15 protein-coding genes and 1 pseudogene are annotated in these 15,493 nt (G+C 68.4%); 8 read left to right on the forward strand and 8 right to left on the reverse strand.

Annotated elements, in window-relative coordinates; translation table 11 throughout:
* The first annotated feature begins 100 nt into the window (after positions 1 to 100).
* The gene (locus ACSQ89_RS20450) at positions 101 to 499 is read left to right on the forward strand and encodes a hypothetical protein (protein ID WP_436296352.1); all 399 of its coding nucleotides are present in this window, start codon (positions 101 to 103) and stop codon (positions 497 to 499) included.
* Here the strand turns inward: ACSQ89_RS20450 and ACSQ89_RS20455 are convergent.
* A pseudogene (locus tag ACSQ89_RS20455) lies at positions 491 to 724 on the reverse strand (ORF6N domain-containing protein); the annotation flags it as partial. The gene ACSQ89_RS20450 and the pseudogene ACSQ89_RS20455 overlap by 9 nt on opposite strands.
* A 106-nt stretch (positions 725 to 830) precedes the next feature.
* Positions 831 to 1,742: a LysR family transcriptional regulator gene (locus ACSQ89_RS20460; RefSeq protein ID WP_093102930.1), complete on the reverse strand. Its 912-nt coding sequence runs from the start codon at positions 1,740 to 1,742 to the stop codon at positions 831 to 833.
* Between the two features lie 86 nt (positions 1,743 to 1,828).
* Here ACSQ89_RS20460 and ACSQ89_RS20465 point away from each other — a divergent pair, with 86 nt between their 5' ends.
* From ACSQ89_RS20465 to ACSQ89_RS20495, 7 genes are all read left to right on the forward strand, one after another.
* Complete coding sequence (locus tag ACSQ89_RS20465; protein WP_212733615.1) at positions 1,829 to 3,022, forward strand: PQQ-dependent sugar dehydrogenase; 1,194 nt, start codon at positions 1,829 to 1,831, stop codon at positions 3,020 to 3,022.
* Positions 3,022 to 3,639, forward strand: coding sequence for a c-type cytochrome (locus ACSQ89_RS20470; protein WP_436290937.1), 618 nt, complete (start codon positions 3,022 to 3,024; stop codon positions 3,637 to 3,639). Before ACSQ89_RS20465 ends, ACSQ89_RS20470 begins: the two co-directional genes overlap by 1 nt.
* A 19-nt stretch (positions 3,640 to 3,658) precedes the next feature.
* Positions 3,659 to 5,812, forward strand: a complete 2,154-nt coding sequence (locus ACSQ89_RS20475) for a thiamine pyrophosphate-dependent enzyme (RefSeq protein WP_436290936.1) — start codon at positions 3,659 to 3,661, stop codon at positions 5,810 to 5,812.
* Positions 5,813 to 5,828: 16 nt separating this feature from the next.
* Positions 5,829 to 7,436: an indolepyruvate oxidoreductase subunit beta family protein gene (locus ACSQ89_RS20480; protein WP_436290935.1), complete on the forward strand. Its 1,608-nt coding sequence runs from the start codon at positions 5,829 to 5,831 to the stop codon at positions 7,434 to 7,436.
* A gap of 20 nt (positions 7,437 to 7,456) precedes the next feature.
* Positions 7,457 to 8,440, forward strand: coding sequence for a Bug family tripartite tricarboxylate transporter substrate binding protein (locus ACSQ89_RS20485; protein WP_436290934.1), 984 nt, complete (start codon positions 7,457 to 7,459; stop codon positions 8,438 to 8,440).
* Between the two features lie 23 nt (positions 8,441 to 8,463).
* A complete protein-coding gene (locus tag ACSQ89_RS20490) occupies positions 8,464 to 8,877 on the forward strand; it encodes an acyl-CoA thioesterase (RefSeq protein ID WP_093102924.1) in 414 nt (137 codons plus the stop codon).
* Between the two features lie 294 nt (positions 8,878 to 9,171).
* A complete protein-coding gene (locus tag ACSQ89_RS20495; RefSeq protein WP_436290933.1) occupies positions 9,172 to 9,633 on the forward strand; it encodes a hypothetical protein in 462 nt (153 codons plus the stop codon).
* 46 nt (positions 9,634 to 9,679) lie between these two features.
* Here the strand turns inward: ACSQ89_RS20495 and ACSQ89_RS20500 are convergent, their stop codons facing one another.
* From ACSQ89_RS20500 to ACSQ89_RS20525, 6 genes are all read right to left on the reverse strand, one after another.
* Positions 9,680 to 11,179, reverse strand: a complete 1,500-nt coding sequence (locus tag ACSQ89_RS20500; RefSeq protein WP_436290932.1) for a PhoX family protein — start codon at positions 11,177 to 11,179, stop codon at positions 9,680 to 9,682.
* 112 nt (positions 11,180 to 11,291) lie between these two features.
* Positions 11,292 to 12,710 carry an 8-oxoguanine deaminase gene (locus ACSQ89_RS20505; protein WP_436290931.1) on the reverse strand — a complete coding sequence of 473 codons (1,419 nt, stop codon included), beginning with the start codon at positions 12,708 to 12,710 and terminating at the stop codon, positions 11,292 to 11,294.
* Positions 12,707 to 13,261, reverse strand: coding sequence for an N-acetyltransferase family protein (locus ACSQ89_RS20510; protein ID WP_436290930.1), 555 nt, complete (start codon positions 13,259 to 13,261; stop codon positions 12,707 to 12,709). The genes ACSQ89_RS20505 and ACSQ89_RS20510 overlap by 4 nt, the downstream gene beginning before the upstream one ends.
* 28 nt (positions 13,262 to 13,289) lie before the next feature.
* Complete coding sequence (locus tag ACSQ89_RS20515) at positions 13,290 to 13,466, reverse strand: hypothetical protein (RefSeq protein ID WP_170855485.1); 177 nt, start codon at positions 13,464 to 13,466, stop codon at positions 13,290 to 13,292.
* Positions 13,467 to 13,561: 95 nt separating this feature from the next.
* Positions 13,562 to 14,944, reverse strand: a complete 1,383-nt coding sequence (locus ACSQ89_RS20520) for an amidase family protein (protein ID WP_436290929.1) — start codon at positions 14,942 to 14,944, stop codon at positions 13,562 to 13,564.
* A gap of 114 nt (positions 14,945 to 15,058) precedes the next feature.
* The gene (locus ACSQ89_RS20525; protein ID WP_436291121.1) at positions 15,059 to 15,460 is read right to left on the reverse strand and encodes a surface-adhesin E family protein; all 402 of its coding nucleotides are present in this window, start codon (positions 15,458 to 15,460) and stop codon (positions 15,059 to 15,061) included.
* Positions 15,461 to 15,493 lie beyond the last annotated feature (33 nt).

The following is a 15,493-nucleotide window of genomic DNA, read 5'->3' on the forward strand; positions in this document are numbered from 1 at the left end:
CGCCCTTGAGCACGGTCTTCACCAACCTGCGCGACCAGCGCGAGGTGCTGGCCGGCGTGGAGAGCACGCGCAGCCCGGTGATCTTCAGGGAGAACCTGCCTTGAGGATGCGGGTTTGGCTCTACCTCTTGCTTTTGCCTCGCGAACTCTTCGCGTTCTTTCTTCTTCTCCTGGGGCGGCACAAATCCGATGGTCCGTTTCGGCGGTTCAGGGTGGGCGGTAAGTTCGCGCAACGCATCGAAAAGCTGGCGCAGTTGAACGCGCGTGTTACGACTAAAGGCGTCATGCTGCATCGCGATCAACTCGGTTTTTTCCTCCAACGCATCGAGGCGTTTGGCCAAGTCTGCGTGACTGCGAGCCAGTTCGCGCAATTGCACAAACGCCCGCACCACATAGACCGATACGTCCACCGCACGCGGGCTGCTCAGCAAGGTCGCGGTCATGATCGCGCCGTGTTCCGTGAACGCCAGCGGCAACTTGCGCCGGCCACCCCAGCTTGATGTCGCAAATTGCGACTTCAAGTTGGTGTACTCCTCACGCGTCAGCTCGAAAATGAAATCCTTCGGGAAGCGCTCTCGATTGCGGCGCACCTGCTCATTGAGGCGGCGCGTGTCTACGCCATACAAATCGGCCAGATCGCTGTCGAGCAGCACCTTCTGCCCGCGCAAGACGAAGATGCGCTGCGTGATAGCTTCGAGCGCAAGCGACGGCCCCGCGGCGCTCATGAGGCCGCCCTGGCAACGGACAAACGCTTTCCGGTGACAACCGTCATTTTTCTTTACTCCCTGCCGTGTGAAATCGCGCAGGTCCGAGCATAGCGGCAAGCCCGCCTCACCCCTCCCCGAACAACTCCCTCATCACCCCCCTGAGCCAGCTGTTCGCCGGATCCGCCTCGAAGCGCTTGCTCCAGTGCAGCGACACGGTGAAGTCGCGCAGCGGAAAGGCCGGCTCGACGATGGCGTAGCCGCCCTCTTCCGCGAAGCCGCGCGCGATGTTGCGCGGCATCACGACCGCCAGGTCGGTGGCGCGCACGATGGCCGGCAGCACCATGAAGTGCTCGGTGGTCAGGCGCACGCGGTCCTCGAGGTTGAGCAGTTGCAGGATGCGCAGCGTTTCGGCGTGCGTGCGCACCGCCACGTACTCCAGCTTCTGCAGCGCCTCCAGCAGCGCCTTGCCGCTGCGCCGCCCGCGCGTGAAAGGATGGCCCTTGCGCAGCAGCACGATGTAGCGGTCCTTCAGCAGATGGACGCGCTGCGTGTCGCGCACCTTGGGCAGGAAGCCGAAGGCGAAGTCGATGCGGCCGCTGTCGAGCGCGGGCGCGATCTCGGTCGGCGCGAGCGGCAGGGTCTCCAGCCGCACGCCGGGCGCGAGCTCGCCCAGGCGCGCCATCAGCGCGGGCAGGAAGCGGCCCTCGCCGATGTCGCTCATGTGGATGCGGAAGGTCTTGCGCGAGGCCGTGGGCTCGAAGCGGTCGGGCTCGTTGAGCGCCTCCTCCAGCGTGCCGAGCGCCGACTGCACGGCGACGGCGAGCCGCTCGGCGCGCGGCGTCGGCGCCACGCCGCCGGCGGTGCGCGTGAACAGCGCGTCCTCCAGCAGCAGCCGCAGCCGGCCCAGGCCGTGGCTCGCGGCCGGCTGGGTGAGGCCCAGCGAATCGGCGGCGCGGCTCACGCTGCGCGCGCGGTAGACGGCGTCGAACAGGCGCAGCAGGTTCAGGTCGATGGTGTCGATATGCATGGCATTCATGTCGCTTAGCTCGATTATTTTATTGAACCCGGGCGGCATGCGTCCCACACTCGCCGCTTCGAACAACGTAGAAAGGAGACATCGCCATGCCGAAGACCCGCTCGTTCTGTGCAATGGCCGCGCTGCTGTGCGCCGCCCTCTCCGCCACGGCCCAGCAGCCGCCCGCCGAAGAGCCGGGTTGGGCCAAGGGCCGCCCGAAGACCGAGGCCGCCACGCGCATGGCGCCGGTGCCGGCCTTCCCGATTCCGACCCCGGCCGACAAGCTGCCGACCGCCAAGTTCAAGCTGCCGCCGGGCTTCAAGGTCGAGACCTGGGCCTCGGGCGTGCTCGACGCCCGCGAACTCCGCCAGGGCGCCAACGACACCGTGTTCGTGAGCACGCTGTTCGTCGCCAACAAGGTCTATGCGATCACTCCCAAGGGCAACGCGCGCGAGGTCAAGACCATCATCGACAAGATGGAGAAGGCCACCGGCCTCGAGTACCACAAGGGCGCGCTCTACCTGGCCACGCACAAGCAGATCCTGCGCTACGACAACATCGATTCGAAGCTGGACAACCCCGGCACGCCGGTCGTGCTCTACGACAAGCTGCCCGGCGGCGAGGACCACAGCTGGAAGTACCTGCGCATCCACAAGGACAAGCTCTACTTCGCGATCGGCGCGCCCTGCAACATCTGCGACCCCGGCGAGTACGCCAAGATCTATCGCATGAACCTCGACGGCAGCGGCATGGAGACCATCGCGAGCGGCGTGCGCAATACGGTGGGTTTCGACTTCGACCCCAAGACCGACCGGCTCTGGTTCACCGACAACGGCCGCGACTGGATGAGCGAGGACCTGCCCAACGACGAGCTCAACGTCGTCACCGGGCCGAACCAGCACTTCGGCTATCCGTTCTGCCACCAGGGCAACATCGCCGATCCGGAATTCGGCTGGGGCAAGTCGTGCGGCGACTACACGAAGCCCGCCGCGCTGCTCGGGCCGCATGCCGGTTCGCTGGGCCTCAACTTCTACCGCGGCAAGATGTTCCCGGCCAAGTACCAGGGCGCGATGTTCATCGCCCGCCACGGCCCGTGGAACCGCACGATCAAGTACGCCGACGTCGCGGTCGCCTGGCCCGACGGCAAGGGCGGCGCCAAGGTCGAGCCCTTCATGACCGGCTTCGTCGAGAACAACAGCTACCTCGGGCGCCCGGCCGATTTCCTGGTGCTGAAGGACGGCTCGCTGCTGGTGAGCGACGACCACGCGGGCGCCATCTACCGCATCAGCTACGGCAAGTGATGAGAGGAACGCGAACCTTCGCATTCACGGCAGCAGCGACAGCGTTTCTCTGGCTCGCGGCGCCGGCAGGCGCCCAGGCCCCTTCGGCGGGCGCGTACGCGCAGCGCTATGCGGCGCTGTGCGTGGCCTGCCACGGCGCCAACGGGCGCAGCGAGATGCCGGGCACGCCGGTGCTGGCCGGCCAGCACTCCTTCTACGCGATCACGCAGCTGTTCCTGTTTCGCGAAGGCCGGCGCGCGAACGAGGCCATGACCGCGGTGGCCAAGACCATGAAGGACGATGACCTGCGCGGCTTCTCCGATTTCATCGCCACGCTGCCGCCGGTGCCTGTGCCGGCACCGGCGACGCCGCCCGATGCGGCACGCATGACCCGTGGCCAGGCCCTGGCGCAGGAACACAAATGCGTGTTCTGCCATGGTGCCGATTTCAGCGGCGGCCAGCAGGTTCCGCGCATCGCGCAGCAGCGCGAGGACTACCTGCAACTCACGCTGCGCGAATTCAAGTCCGGCAAGCGCGTCGGCTACACGATGGCCATGGCCGAGGCGGTCGGCCGCATCCCGAACGAGGACCTGGACACCCTCGCCTACTACCTGGCCCGCTTCCCGGGCCGCAAGTAATCCCCACGAGAGAAGACCTTTGGAAGTTTCATTCAGCAAAGAGATCGAGGCCCTGCGCCTCGGCGCCGGCGACACCTTTCATGGCGAGGGCATCCTCGCGATCACCAAGGGCCTGCTGCAGTCGGGCGTGGCCTACGTCGGCGGCTACCAGGGCGCGCCCGTCTCGCACCTGCTCGACGTGATGGTGCAGGCCAAGCCCTACATGGACGAGCTGGGCGTGCACGTCGAGGCCTGCTCCAACGAGGCCTCCGCCGCGGCGATGCTCGGCGCCTCCATCCACTACCCGCTGCGCGGCGCCGTAACCTGGAAGTCCATCGTCGGCACCAACGTGGCGGCCGATGCGCTGTCCAACCTGTCTTCGCCCGGCGTCAAGGGCGGCGTGCTGATCGTGGTGGGCGAGGACTACGGCGAAGGCGCCAGCGTCATTCAGGAGCGCACCCATGCCTATGCGCTCAAGTCCAGCATGTGCCTGCTCGATCCGCGGCCCGACCTGGGCGTGATGGTCAACATGGTGGAGCACGGCTTCCGGCTCTCGGAATACTCCAACATGCCCTGCATGATGGAGCTGCGCATCCGTACCTGCCACGTGCGCGGCAGCTTCGAGTGCAAGAACAACCTGCCGCCGCTGATCTCGACGCGCGCGCTGATGGAAGAGCCGGCCGGCTTCGACTACATGCGGCTCGCGCATCCGCCCGTCACCTTCCGCCACGAGAAGCTGAAGGGCGACGAGCGCCTGCCGGCCGCGCGCCGCTACATCGCCGAGAACCAGCTCAACGAGCTGATCCCCGGCACGCATGCCGACCTCGGCATCGTGGTGCAGGGCGGGCTCTACAACGCGCTGATCCGCAGCCTGCAGCAGCTCGGCCTGGCCGATGCCTTCGGCGCGACCGACATTCCCCTGCTGGTGCTCAACGTCGCCTACCCGCTGGTACCCGAACAGGTGGCCGACTTCTGCGTGGGCAAGCGCGCGGTGCTGGTGGTGGAAGAAGGCCAGCCCGAGTACATCGAGCAGGAGATCGCGACGCTCTTGCGCCGGCGCGACATCCAGACGCCGCTGCACGGCTGCGACATGCTGCCGGCCGCCGGCGAATATGGCGTCGAGGTGCTGGCGACCGGCCTCGGCCGGTTCGCGCAACGCTACCTGCCGCAGCATGCACAGGACTCGGCCCAGGGCTGGCTCATGGGCAACCGCGACCGCCGCGCCGCGGTGGCCACGCAACTCGAGGCGCCGCTGCCGGCCCGCCCGCCGAGCTTCTGCATCGGCTGCCCCGAGCGGCCCGTGTTCGCCGCGCTCAAGCTCGCGCAGCAGGACAGCGGGCCGGTGCACATCGCGGCCGACATCGGCTGCCACGCCTTCGGCACCTTCGAGCCCTTCTCGATGGGCCACTCGATCCTGGGCTACGGCATGAGCCTGGCGAGCCGCGCGGGCGTGTCGCCGATGATGCAGCGCCGGGCGCTGTCGATCATGGGCGACGGCGGCTTCTGGCACAACGGGCTGCTCACCGGCGTGCAGAGCGCGCTCTTCAACGGCGACGACGCGGTGCTCCTGATCTTCAAGAACGGCTACACCTCGGCCACCGGCACGCAGGACATCATCTCCACGCCCGACGACGAGATGAAGGCGCATGCGGTCGACAAGCAGCAGAGCCTGGTCGACAAGAACCAGACCATCGAATCGACCCTCAAGGGCCTGGGCGTGCAGTGGCTGCGCACCGTGCACACCTACCACGTCGAGAAGATGCGCAAGACGCTCAACGACGCCTTCACGAGCGACTTCAACGGCCTCAAGGTGATCATCGCCGAGGGCGAATGCCAGCTCGAGCGGCAGCGCCGCATCAAGCCCTGGATTGCCAGCCTGTTGAAGAAGGGCGAGCGCGTGGTGCGCGTGAAGTACGGCGTCGACGAGGACGTGTGCAATGGCGACCACGCCTGCATCCGGCTCTCGGGCTGCCCCACGCTCACCATCAAGGACAACCCCGATCCGCTCAAGGTCGACCCGGTCGCGGTGGTGATCGACGGCTGCGTCGGCTGCGGCCTGTGCGGCGAGAACGCGCATGCGGCCACGCTGTGTCCCAGCTTCTACCGCGCCGAGGTGGTGCAGAACCCGAAGTGGCACGAGCGGCTGCTGCACTCGCTGCGCGGTGCCATCGTTCGCGCATTGCAACCCGCGTGAGCTCCACATGACCACGATGAACCGAACCCAACCCATCACCCTGCTCGTCTGCGCCCTCGGCGGCGAAGGCGGTGGCGTGCTCACCGAATGGCTGGTCGATACGGCGCGTCATGCCGGCTACGCCGCGCAGAGCACCTCCATCCCCGGCGTCGCGCAGCGCACCGGCGCCACCACCTACTACATCGAGGTCTTTCCGGTGCCGCTGGCCGAGCTCGGCGGACGCCGGCCGGTGTTCAGCCTGAGCCCGGTGCCGGGCGCGCTCGACGCCATCGTCTCCTCGGAGCTGCTGGAGACCACGCGCCAGGTCGGCAATGGCATGAGCGCACCGCAGCGCACGCTGGTCATCACCTCCTCGGGCCGCACGCTGACCACGGCCGAGCGCATGCAGCCCGGTGACGGGCGCGCCGATGCCCAGCGGCTGCTCGATGTGGTCAAGGCCTTCAGCCGCGAGCACCATGTGTTCGACATGGGCACCGCGGCGCGCGAGGCCGGCACGGTGGTCAGCGCGGTGATGCTCGGCGCGATCGCGGGCAGCGGGCTGTTCCCGTTCCCGCGCGAGGCCTACGAGCAGGTGGTGCGCGGCGGCGACACCAGCGCGCCCGAGAAGCTCAACAAGATGGCGGCGGCCAGCCTGCGCGGTTTCGCGAAGGCCTTCGACATCGTCGGCATGCCGCGCGCGCAGGCCGCGCTGGTGACGCGACTGCTGTCGAGCGGAGGCGACGAAGCGCCAGTGCAGCCCACGCTGAGCGCCGAGTTGGCACGCGCCTTCCCGCCGCCGGTGCACGACATGCTCGCGCTCGGCCATGCACGGCTCGTCGACTACCAGGACGACGCCTATGCCGGGCTCTACCTCGAACGCCTGCAGCAGGTGCTGGCCGCCGAGCGCGCGCCCGACCCTGCGGGCGCCAACGGCTTCGCGGTCACGCGCGAGATGGCGCGCTGGCTCGCGCTGTGGATGGCCTTCGACGACATCGTGCGCGTGGCCGAGCTCAAGAGCCGCGCCAGCCGCACGCAGCGCGTGCGCAACGAGGTCAAGGCCGGCGAGGACGACATCGTCAAGGTGTATGACCACTTCAAGCCCGGCGCACCCGAGTTCGCGGCGCTGCTGCCGGCCTCGCTGGCGCACCGCGTCGCGGCCTGGGACCGGCGAAGGAAGACGCCCTTCGCCCTGCCGCTCAAGGTCGGCAGCCACTCGGTCGCCGGCATGGCCTCGCTGCGCGTGCTGGCCTCGCTGCGCTGGCTGCGCAAGCGCGGCAGCCGCTTCGCCGACGAACAGGCGCTGATCGAACGCTGGCTGGCTGCCGTCGTGCGGGGCACCCGCACCGATTGGCGTCTCGGCCACGAGATCGCGCTGTGCGGCCGGCTCATCAAGGGCTACGGCAGCACCAACGAGCGCGGCAAGCGCAATCTGCTGCACGTGATCGATCACCTGGCCGTGGCGCCGCTGCCCGACGGCTCGCCGGCCGCGCGCGCGGCGGCGATCGCCGCCGCGCGCGAAGCGGCATTGGCCGACGAGGCCGGCACCGCGCTCGACGCCACGCTGGTGCGCCACGGCGCGCCGCCCAGGCCGGTGATCGCGCAGCCGATCCGCTGGATGAAGCGCCCGCCGGCGGCGACCCCCTGAACAACATGAGGAGACAAACGATGACAACACCAAGATCCCGGCGCGCCCTGCTCGCCCTGCTGCTGGCCACCGCCGCCGCGGCGCCCGCGGCCTACGCGCAAGGCAGCGCCTGGCCTTCGAAGCCGATCAAGATCGTCGTGAACTTCCCGCCCGGCGGCGCGGCCGACCAGATCGCACGCGCGGTATCGCTGCCGCTGCAGGAAGCGCTCGGGCAGCCGGTGCTGATCGAGAACCGCGGCGGCGCCAACGGCAACATCGGCGGCGAGGTCGCGGCGCGGGCGCCGGCCGATGGCTACACGCTGCTCATGAGTTCGGGCGGCATGGTGTCGGTCAACCCGCACATCTATCCGAAGATGGCCTTCGACCCCGCCAAGGACCTGATGCCGGTCGCCGCGGCTGCGCGCGTGCTGGTGTTCCTGGTGACCAAGCCCTCGCTGCCGCCGGAGAACATCAAGGACTTCATCGCCTACGTGAAGGAGCGCCCCGGCAAACTCTCCTACGGCTCGCCCGGCACCGGCAGCTCGCCGCACCTCGCGGGCGAGATGTTCAAGAGCCAGACGGGCCTGTACGCGGTCCATGTGCCTTACCGCGGCGCGGCGCCGGCGCTGCAGGACCTGCTGGCCGGCCAGCTCGACTACTACTTCGACCCGGGCATCGGGCTCGCCCAGGTGCGCGCCGGCAAGCTGCGCCTGCTGGCCGTGGGCAGCCCCAAGCGCTCGCCGCTGTTCCCCGATGTGCCGACGCTGGACGAAGCCGGCCTCAAGGGCTTCGATGCCGACACGGTGTTCGGCTTCTACGCGCCGGCCCGAACGCCGCCCGAGATCGTGACCCGGCTCAACCGCGAGATCAACCGCATCCTCGCGATGCCGGCAGTCAGGGAACGTATCGCCAGCCTGGGCGGCGAAGCGCTGCCCGGCACGCCGGCCGCTTTTCAGGAGCGCATCGCAGCGGATTCCACGCGCTTCGCTGCCATCATCCGCGAGCGCAAGATACTTGCGGACTAGAACCCCGCCTGAGCCTTCACCGCATGAGCCCCCAAGTCATCTACACCGTGCGCGTCGAGTTCGGGGACTGCGACCCGGCCGGCATCGTCTGGTTTCCCAATTTCTTCCGCTGGATCGATGCGGCCTCGCGCCACTTCTTTGCCGAGCGCGGCGTGCCGCGCTGGGAAGAGACGGCACAGACCCTCGGCGTGATCGGCACGCCGCTGGTCGACACCCACACGCGCTTCGTCAAGAGCGCGAGCTATGGCGACACGCTGTCGATCGCGGTGGCCATTCCCGAGTGGCGCGACAAGAGCTTCCTGCAGACCTACCGCATGAAGCGCGGCGAAGATCTGATCCTCGAATGCGAAGAGGTGCGCATCTTCGCCGCCACGCGCGAAGGCGGCGGCATCCGCGCGGTGCCGATCCCGCCGGAGATCCGACGGCTCTGCGAGTAGGCCCCGCGCCCTCAAGCAGACGGATGCGCTCGGCCACTGCGCCAAGCGCATGGGCCTCGCGTAATGATTTCGTGCCAATCGGATTCATCGTTTTGGCCATTCGCTGCCGCGGATGTGCCGCCTAAACTGCAAAACGAATACCCGACAACGCCAGACTCGGCCCCTCGACGGTCAATCGCTTGGGCAGAGCGAGGGAATTCATCCCCTGGCCCCCCAGGTCTTTGGGGACGTCGATAAAATCCGTGTCGACGACCCCCGCCAAGAGCTGCGCACTTCGCCTAACTTTGATCCCCAATGCCCGAGATTGACTTGACTGCGCAAACAGCAGCGGTTCGCAGTGTTCTTGCCACCCATGGAATTCGCCGCGCATTGGCGCTGCTCAATGACAGGACGCAGTACCGATACACGGCCATCTACAAGTTGAGCGGCAATGCGTTGCGGGCAGAGCACGTCTTCGATCGCTCCTCTGAATACCGCACCTGGTTGAAAGCAGTTCCCCTGGACAAGAGCTTTTGCCAACACGCGATCGAGGAGGGCGAATTCACGACCAGCCACGTCTCCAAAGACAAGTCCTTGATGAGCTACCGCCCTTATGTCGGTCTTGTCGAGTCGTACTACGGGCGGTTGCTGATACGCGATTCCGGGAAGCCCTATGGCACGTTCATCCATTTCGATCTGGAGCCTCGCAGCATCGACGCGCAGGAGGTCTCGTTTCTCAAGCAAGTGACGCCGCTGTTTCTCGATTACCTCGAGTGAGTTGCGAGCAGGCGCGAACAGCTCCGCGCCAAGCCGGATAGCGGCATCAAAGCGGGCCGCGTGCCCAAGGCCCCCAGATCGCGAACGTGATACCGGGCGATTGCACGTTCACAAACAGTACCTTGCCCGCCGGATCGAAGCAGGCTCCGCAGAACTCGCTGCTGCGGTAGTCGCCCGGCGCGACCATCTTGCCGGCCGAAGCGATCTGCTCGGCGCCGAGGTTCACGTTGTGGCGCGCGAACACGAAGCTGGCGCCGTCGGGCGTCAGGCCGACCAGGCGCTCGATGCGCCCCTGGCCTTGGTCGTCGACGCCGCCGCCGTCCTCGCAAAGCAGCACGCCGCCGCGCGGGCTGATCGTGATGTTGTCGGGGTTGTTGGCGGCCACCGCGTCGAGCGACACGAAGACCGCCTTGAGCATGCCCGTGGCCAGGTCGTACTCCCACACCGCGCCTTCGCCGTTGCCGCCCGCGCCCGCGGCGTTCACGCCAGTGGCGGTGTCGACGATGAACAGCTTGCCGTCGCGATACCAGATGCCTTCGCCGCGCGCCATGCGCAAGCCGCCTTGCGCCCAGCCCTGCGCGAACGGGCCGGCCACCGACGTGGTGCCCACAAAGCCGGGCAGCGCAATCGACGCCGGGTTCGCATCGGGAGCGGCGATGTCCACCCATTCGAGGCTGTGCGTGTCACCGGTCGAGGCGACATTGAGGTCGGCGTTGGCCTTGCCGACCACCTTGGCCATCTGCAGCTTGCCGCCCGCTTCATAGCTGCCCGGGCGGCCGCTCGCATCGTTGGGGATGAAACGATAGAAGCCCGACTTGTTGCGGTTGTCCTCGGTGAGGTAGGCGAAGCGCGTCTTCGGGTCGACAGCGACGGCCTCGTGGCTGAACCGGCCCATCGCGACGATCGGCTTGCCCGTCGTCTCAGCCGCGTTGGCGCGCACCTCGAACACGTAGCCGTGCTTCTTGCCGCCTTGCGACTCGAGATTGCTGCCGGTCTCTTCGCAGGTGAGCCAGGTGCCCCAGGGCGTGGGGCCGCCGGCGCAGTTGGTGAGGGTGCCGCCCAGGCTCGCCTCCATGCCGAGCCACTGGCGGCCCTTGAAGCGCAGGTTGGTGGTTCCGCCGCCGGCAAATCGGCCGTTCACGCTGCTCGAGGCGGTGTCGTACATCGCCGGCGCCTGGATCAGGCTCGTCGACTGGCCGCGCTCGTGGTTGCGCACCAGCACCACGTCGACGCTGTTGCCGCGACCGTACGAGGCGATCACCGCCATGCCGTCGTGGTTGCTCGGGCAGGGCTGGCCGTTGTCCATCTGGTCGCCGGTCCAGCCGTAGGAACGGTAGGCGAAGCCTTCAGGCAGTTGCAGCAGCGGCAGGCCCGTGGCTTCGTCGAGCGCCGGCGCGACTGGACCGTACGGGCTGGCGACGAGGCCGGTGCTGCCGGTGGCGGCGTTGGCGTTTCGAGCCTGCAGCGCCTGCATGGTGCCGATGAACGAGAGGGCCGCAACCGAGGTCGAGCCGCGCAGAAAACCGCGGCGGGAATTTAACGACATGAGAACTCCTGGGGGTGTGGGGTTCCCGCATTGGAGAGTGTCGCGGTGTCAGCGCCGTTACAGCGGCTGTCGCGAGTGCAATCAGGTAACTGAAACGGCACTGAGCGCCTGCCTATGCAATATGCGGATGACGCGCACGTTCGAACAGCGCACGCGCCAGCTCGCGGTGCCGCGCCAGCAGGGGTTTCAGTTCGAGCTTCTCGAACGCCCCTTCGCGGATGACGACAAGGCCGTTGATCACGCTCAGCGCCACCGAGCCCGGCTGGCAGAACACCAGCGCCGCCACCGGATCGTGCCCCGCGCCGGCATGCCCGACGTCCTGCAGATCGAAGGCCACGATGTCGGCCGACATGCCGGGCGCCAGCGCACCGATGTCGTCTCGGCCCAGCACGCGGGCGCCGCCAAGGGTGGCAATCTCCAGCGCCTCGCGTGCCGTCATGGCCGCGGGGCCGTAGCCCACGCGTTGCAGCAGCATGGCCTGGCGCGCCTCGCCCAGCAGGTGGGCGCCGTCGTTGGAGGCGCTGCCGTCCACGCCCAGGCCCACCGGCACGCCGGCGCGGCGCATGGCGCCGATCGGCGCGATGCCCGAGGCGAGCCGCATGTTGGAACAGGGGCAGTGCGCCACGCCGGTGCCGGTGCGGCCGAAGAGCGCGATGCCCGCCTCGTCCAGCTTCACGCAGTGCGCGTGCCAGACGTCGCGGCCGACCCAGCCGAGGTCTTCGGCGTACTGGGCCGGCGTCATGCCGAACTTCTCGCGCGAGTAGGCGACGTCGTTGTCGTTCTCCGCCAGGTGCGTGTGCAGCGAGACGCCCCGCTCGCGCGCGAGTTCCGCCGACAGGCGCATCAGCTCGCGCGAGACCGAGAACGGCGAACAGGGCGCGAGCACGATGCGGCGCATCGCATGGCGCCCCGCGTCGTGGTACCGGCCGATGAGCCGTTCGCTGTCGGCGAGGATCGCCTCCTCGCTCTCGACCAGCTCGTCGGGCGGGAGGCCGCCGAGGCTCCTGCCCACGCTCATGCTGCCGCGCGCGGCATGGAAGCGCATGCCCATCACCTCGGCCGCCGCTATCGAATCGTCGAGGCGCGAGCCGTTGGGAAAGAGATAGAGGTGGTCGCTGGTGGTGGTGCAGCCCGAGAGCATCAGCTCGGCCATCGCGGTCTGCGTGGAGACGCGGATCATCTCGGGTGTGATCCGGGCCCACAGCAGATAGAGATTCGTGAGCCAACCGAAGAGCTCGGCGTCCTGCGCCTCGGGCACGGCGCGCGTGAGGCTCTGGTACATGTGGTGGTGCGTGTTGACCAGGCCGGGCATCACGACGTGGCCGTGCAGGTCGATGGCTTCAGCCTGGCCGCTTCGCAGCGCATCGATGTAGGCTGCGGGCAACTCGGCCGTAGCGCCCACCCAGGCGACCGCGGGGCCTTCGATCACCACCGCGCCGTCGGCGATCTCGCGCCGCGCGGCGTCCATGGTGACCAGCACCTCGGCATGGCGCAGGATCAAGGGGCGTGGTGGTGTCGCGGAGGTGCTCATGTCATGTTTCCATCCGGCGGCGCCGGCATCAGCGCCAGAACATAGCGCAGCTCGCTCACGCGCGCGCCGCCGATCGTGAACTCGCGCGCCGAGGCCGGGTCCGGCGTGAAGCCCGCGGCGGCATAGAAGCGCCGGGCGCGCTCGTTGCCGGCCAGCACCCACAGGCTGACCGAGGTACAGGTCTCGGCACGCATGCGCTCCAGCGCGGCGAGCCACAGCGCACGGCCGGTGCCCTGCGACCAGCAGGCGGGCGCCAGGTAGAGCGCCCAGACCTCGGCAGTGCCGGGCGCCGCGTCCTTGTCGCGCGAAGGGCCGAAGGCGACGAAGCCCGCCACCCGGCCGTCGGCCATGGCCACGAGCAGTTGCGGCGCGCCCTTGACCACGGCCTCGCGCCAAGCGGTCTCGCGCCCGTCGACCGAGAGCGCGGCCAGATACTCGGCGGAAATCAGTCCGGCGTAGGCCTGCTGCCAGGAAAGAACGTGGACTTCCGCGATCTCGCGGCAGTGCGCCAGCGCGGCCGGTTCGATGTGCGCGGGGGCTGCGGTTTTCATGGACCCATTGTGCGGGTCGCGGATCTCCCTAGGCGCCGCTCTGCATCGCCTGGTTGACGCGCTGGAGCTCCTGGGCCAGCCGCATGGCCTCGGCGCGCGCGGAGCGGACGCCGCGCTGCAGCAGGAAGAACTGCTTGGCATAGGCGTCCGTCAGGCGCGTCCACTGTTCGAAGGACGCGTCCACGCGCGCCGAAGATTGATTCACGATTGGCTGCCTCACCATCACTTGGTTCTTACCGGGTTGCGGAGTGGCCGAGATTCGAACAGATGAACGTGTAACGGCCGTGACGCGATGCCGGATCAGCCCTCGAATCCCGGCGGCACAACAAAGCCTCCGAACTCGCGCTCCACCAGTTCGGCAAAGGCAAGGGTCGTGCGGTCCTCGAGGTACGGCCCGACGATCTGCATGCCGACCGGCAGGCCGTCTTCGGCCAGCCCGATCGGCATCGCGGTCGCCGGCAAGCCGGTGAGCGTGGCGACGCTGGCCCAGACCGACTGGGCGCCGTAGGGGATCGCTTGCCCGTCGACCACGATGCGCCGCTTCTCCATCTCGCCGTGGTCGTGCGCAAATGCGGTGGTGGGCAGCACGGGGCAGAGGATCACGTCGAATTCCACGAAGAACTGCCGCCACTGGTGCGCGAAGACGGCACGTGCGCGGTCGGCATGCACCCAATCGCGATGGCTGATCGAGTCGGCATCGGGCATGTCGGCGCCGACCAGGGCCTCCACCAGCGTGCCCCAGGTGGCGGCCAGCCGCGCCAGGTCCGGCAGCAGCGGACTCGTGCGCGCGATCCTGCAACCGGCTTTGGCGAGCCGCTCCGCCATGCGGTCCAGCGCGGCGCGCACGGCCTGCGAAGCGGGCAGTTGCGGATGGGTGTCGAGCACCAGCACGCGGAAATCCGCCAGCGCGCCGTGGCGCGCGGCCGGCAGCGCGAGCCGCCAGGCCGCGGCCCGGTCATCGTCCGGGCCGGCCGTGAGGTCGAGCGCCAGCGCCAGGTCGCCCGCGCTCCGGGCCATGGGGCCGACCACGGCAAGATCGACATCGGCGCTCACCGACAGCACAGGCGTGCCCGGCGGCGCGAAGCCGCGCATCGGCACCAGGCCGTGCGTCGGCTTGTGCGCGAAGATGCCGCAGCAATGCGCCGGCACGCGCAGCGACCCGGCCAGGTCCGAACCGAATTCGAGCGACACGTAGCCTGCCGCCAGCGCCGCGGCCGAACCGCCGGACGAGCCGCCGGGCGTGCGGCCCTCGTCCCAGGGATTGCGCGTGAAGCCGTAGAGCGGGTTGTCGCTCTGCCAGTCCGCCAGATGCAGCGCGAGGTTGGTCTTGCCGATCAGCACCGCACCCGCGGCCTTGAGGCGCCGGAGCACCACCGCATCCTCGGGCGCCAGCGCCTTCCCGGTGCCGGGAATGCCCCAGGTCGTCGGCAGGCCCGCGACGTTGAAGGCCTCCTTGACGGTGAACGGCACGCCCAGCAGCGGACGCCGCTCGCCGCGCGCCAGCGCCGCATCGGCCACTTGTGCCGCGGCACGCGCGCGTTCGAAGTCGCGCACTGCGACGGCATTGATCTGCCGGTCGAAGCGCTCGATGCGCGCAATCGACCGCTCGAGCAGTTCGACGGCCGACACCTGCCGCGCCTGCAGGGCGGCGGCGGTTTCGCGAGTGCTTTGGTAGTAGTCCATGGGTCGCCTGCCGGATGAGTCGCACATGGCCCCATGGTGCGCCGGCCTTCGCTGTCCGGCTTGATCCCTCTTGCGCTGCGCTTGACGAATCTTGCGCAGTTCGGGGTGTGCTGCCTAGACGCTGGGGCGACAGGCCGCGCGGACGATGCGCTGGGTGGGATTCGGCTCGATGTTGCGAAACAGCATGGGACGCGGATTGCCCACATAGTCCACGGTCTTGTGCGACGCGCCCTGCCACAGCGGCTCCAGGTAGTAGCTCGCGTACAGGTAGCTGGCCTTGCCGGCCCGGCAATCGAAAACAACCCGCGACTCGTAGGAGCGGTAGGGAACGCCGTCCCAGTTGATCCGCGGCTCCGAGCGGCTCACGCGCACGTGCATGGTCTTGAAGTCACCCGCGGTCTTGATCGCCACCGGGTCGACCTGGACCGTGTTGACGGAGGCATCGTCGGGATTGCCTGTCACAGTGAACCAAGCGGTCTGGGCCTGCGCGGCGGCAGGAGTCAGGGCGAGCAACACAAACCACCTTCTCACACCGAATCCTTTGCTGTC

This window comes from Variovorax sp. LjRoot175 (assembly GCF_964253805.1).
Lineage (GTDB): Bacteria > Pseudomonadota > Gammaproteobacteria > Burkholderiales > Burkholderiaceae_C > Variovorax.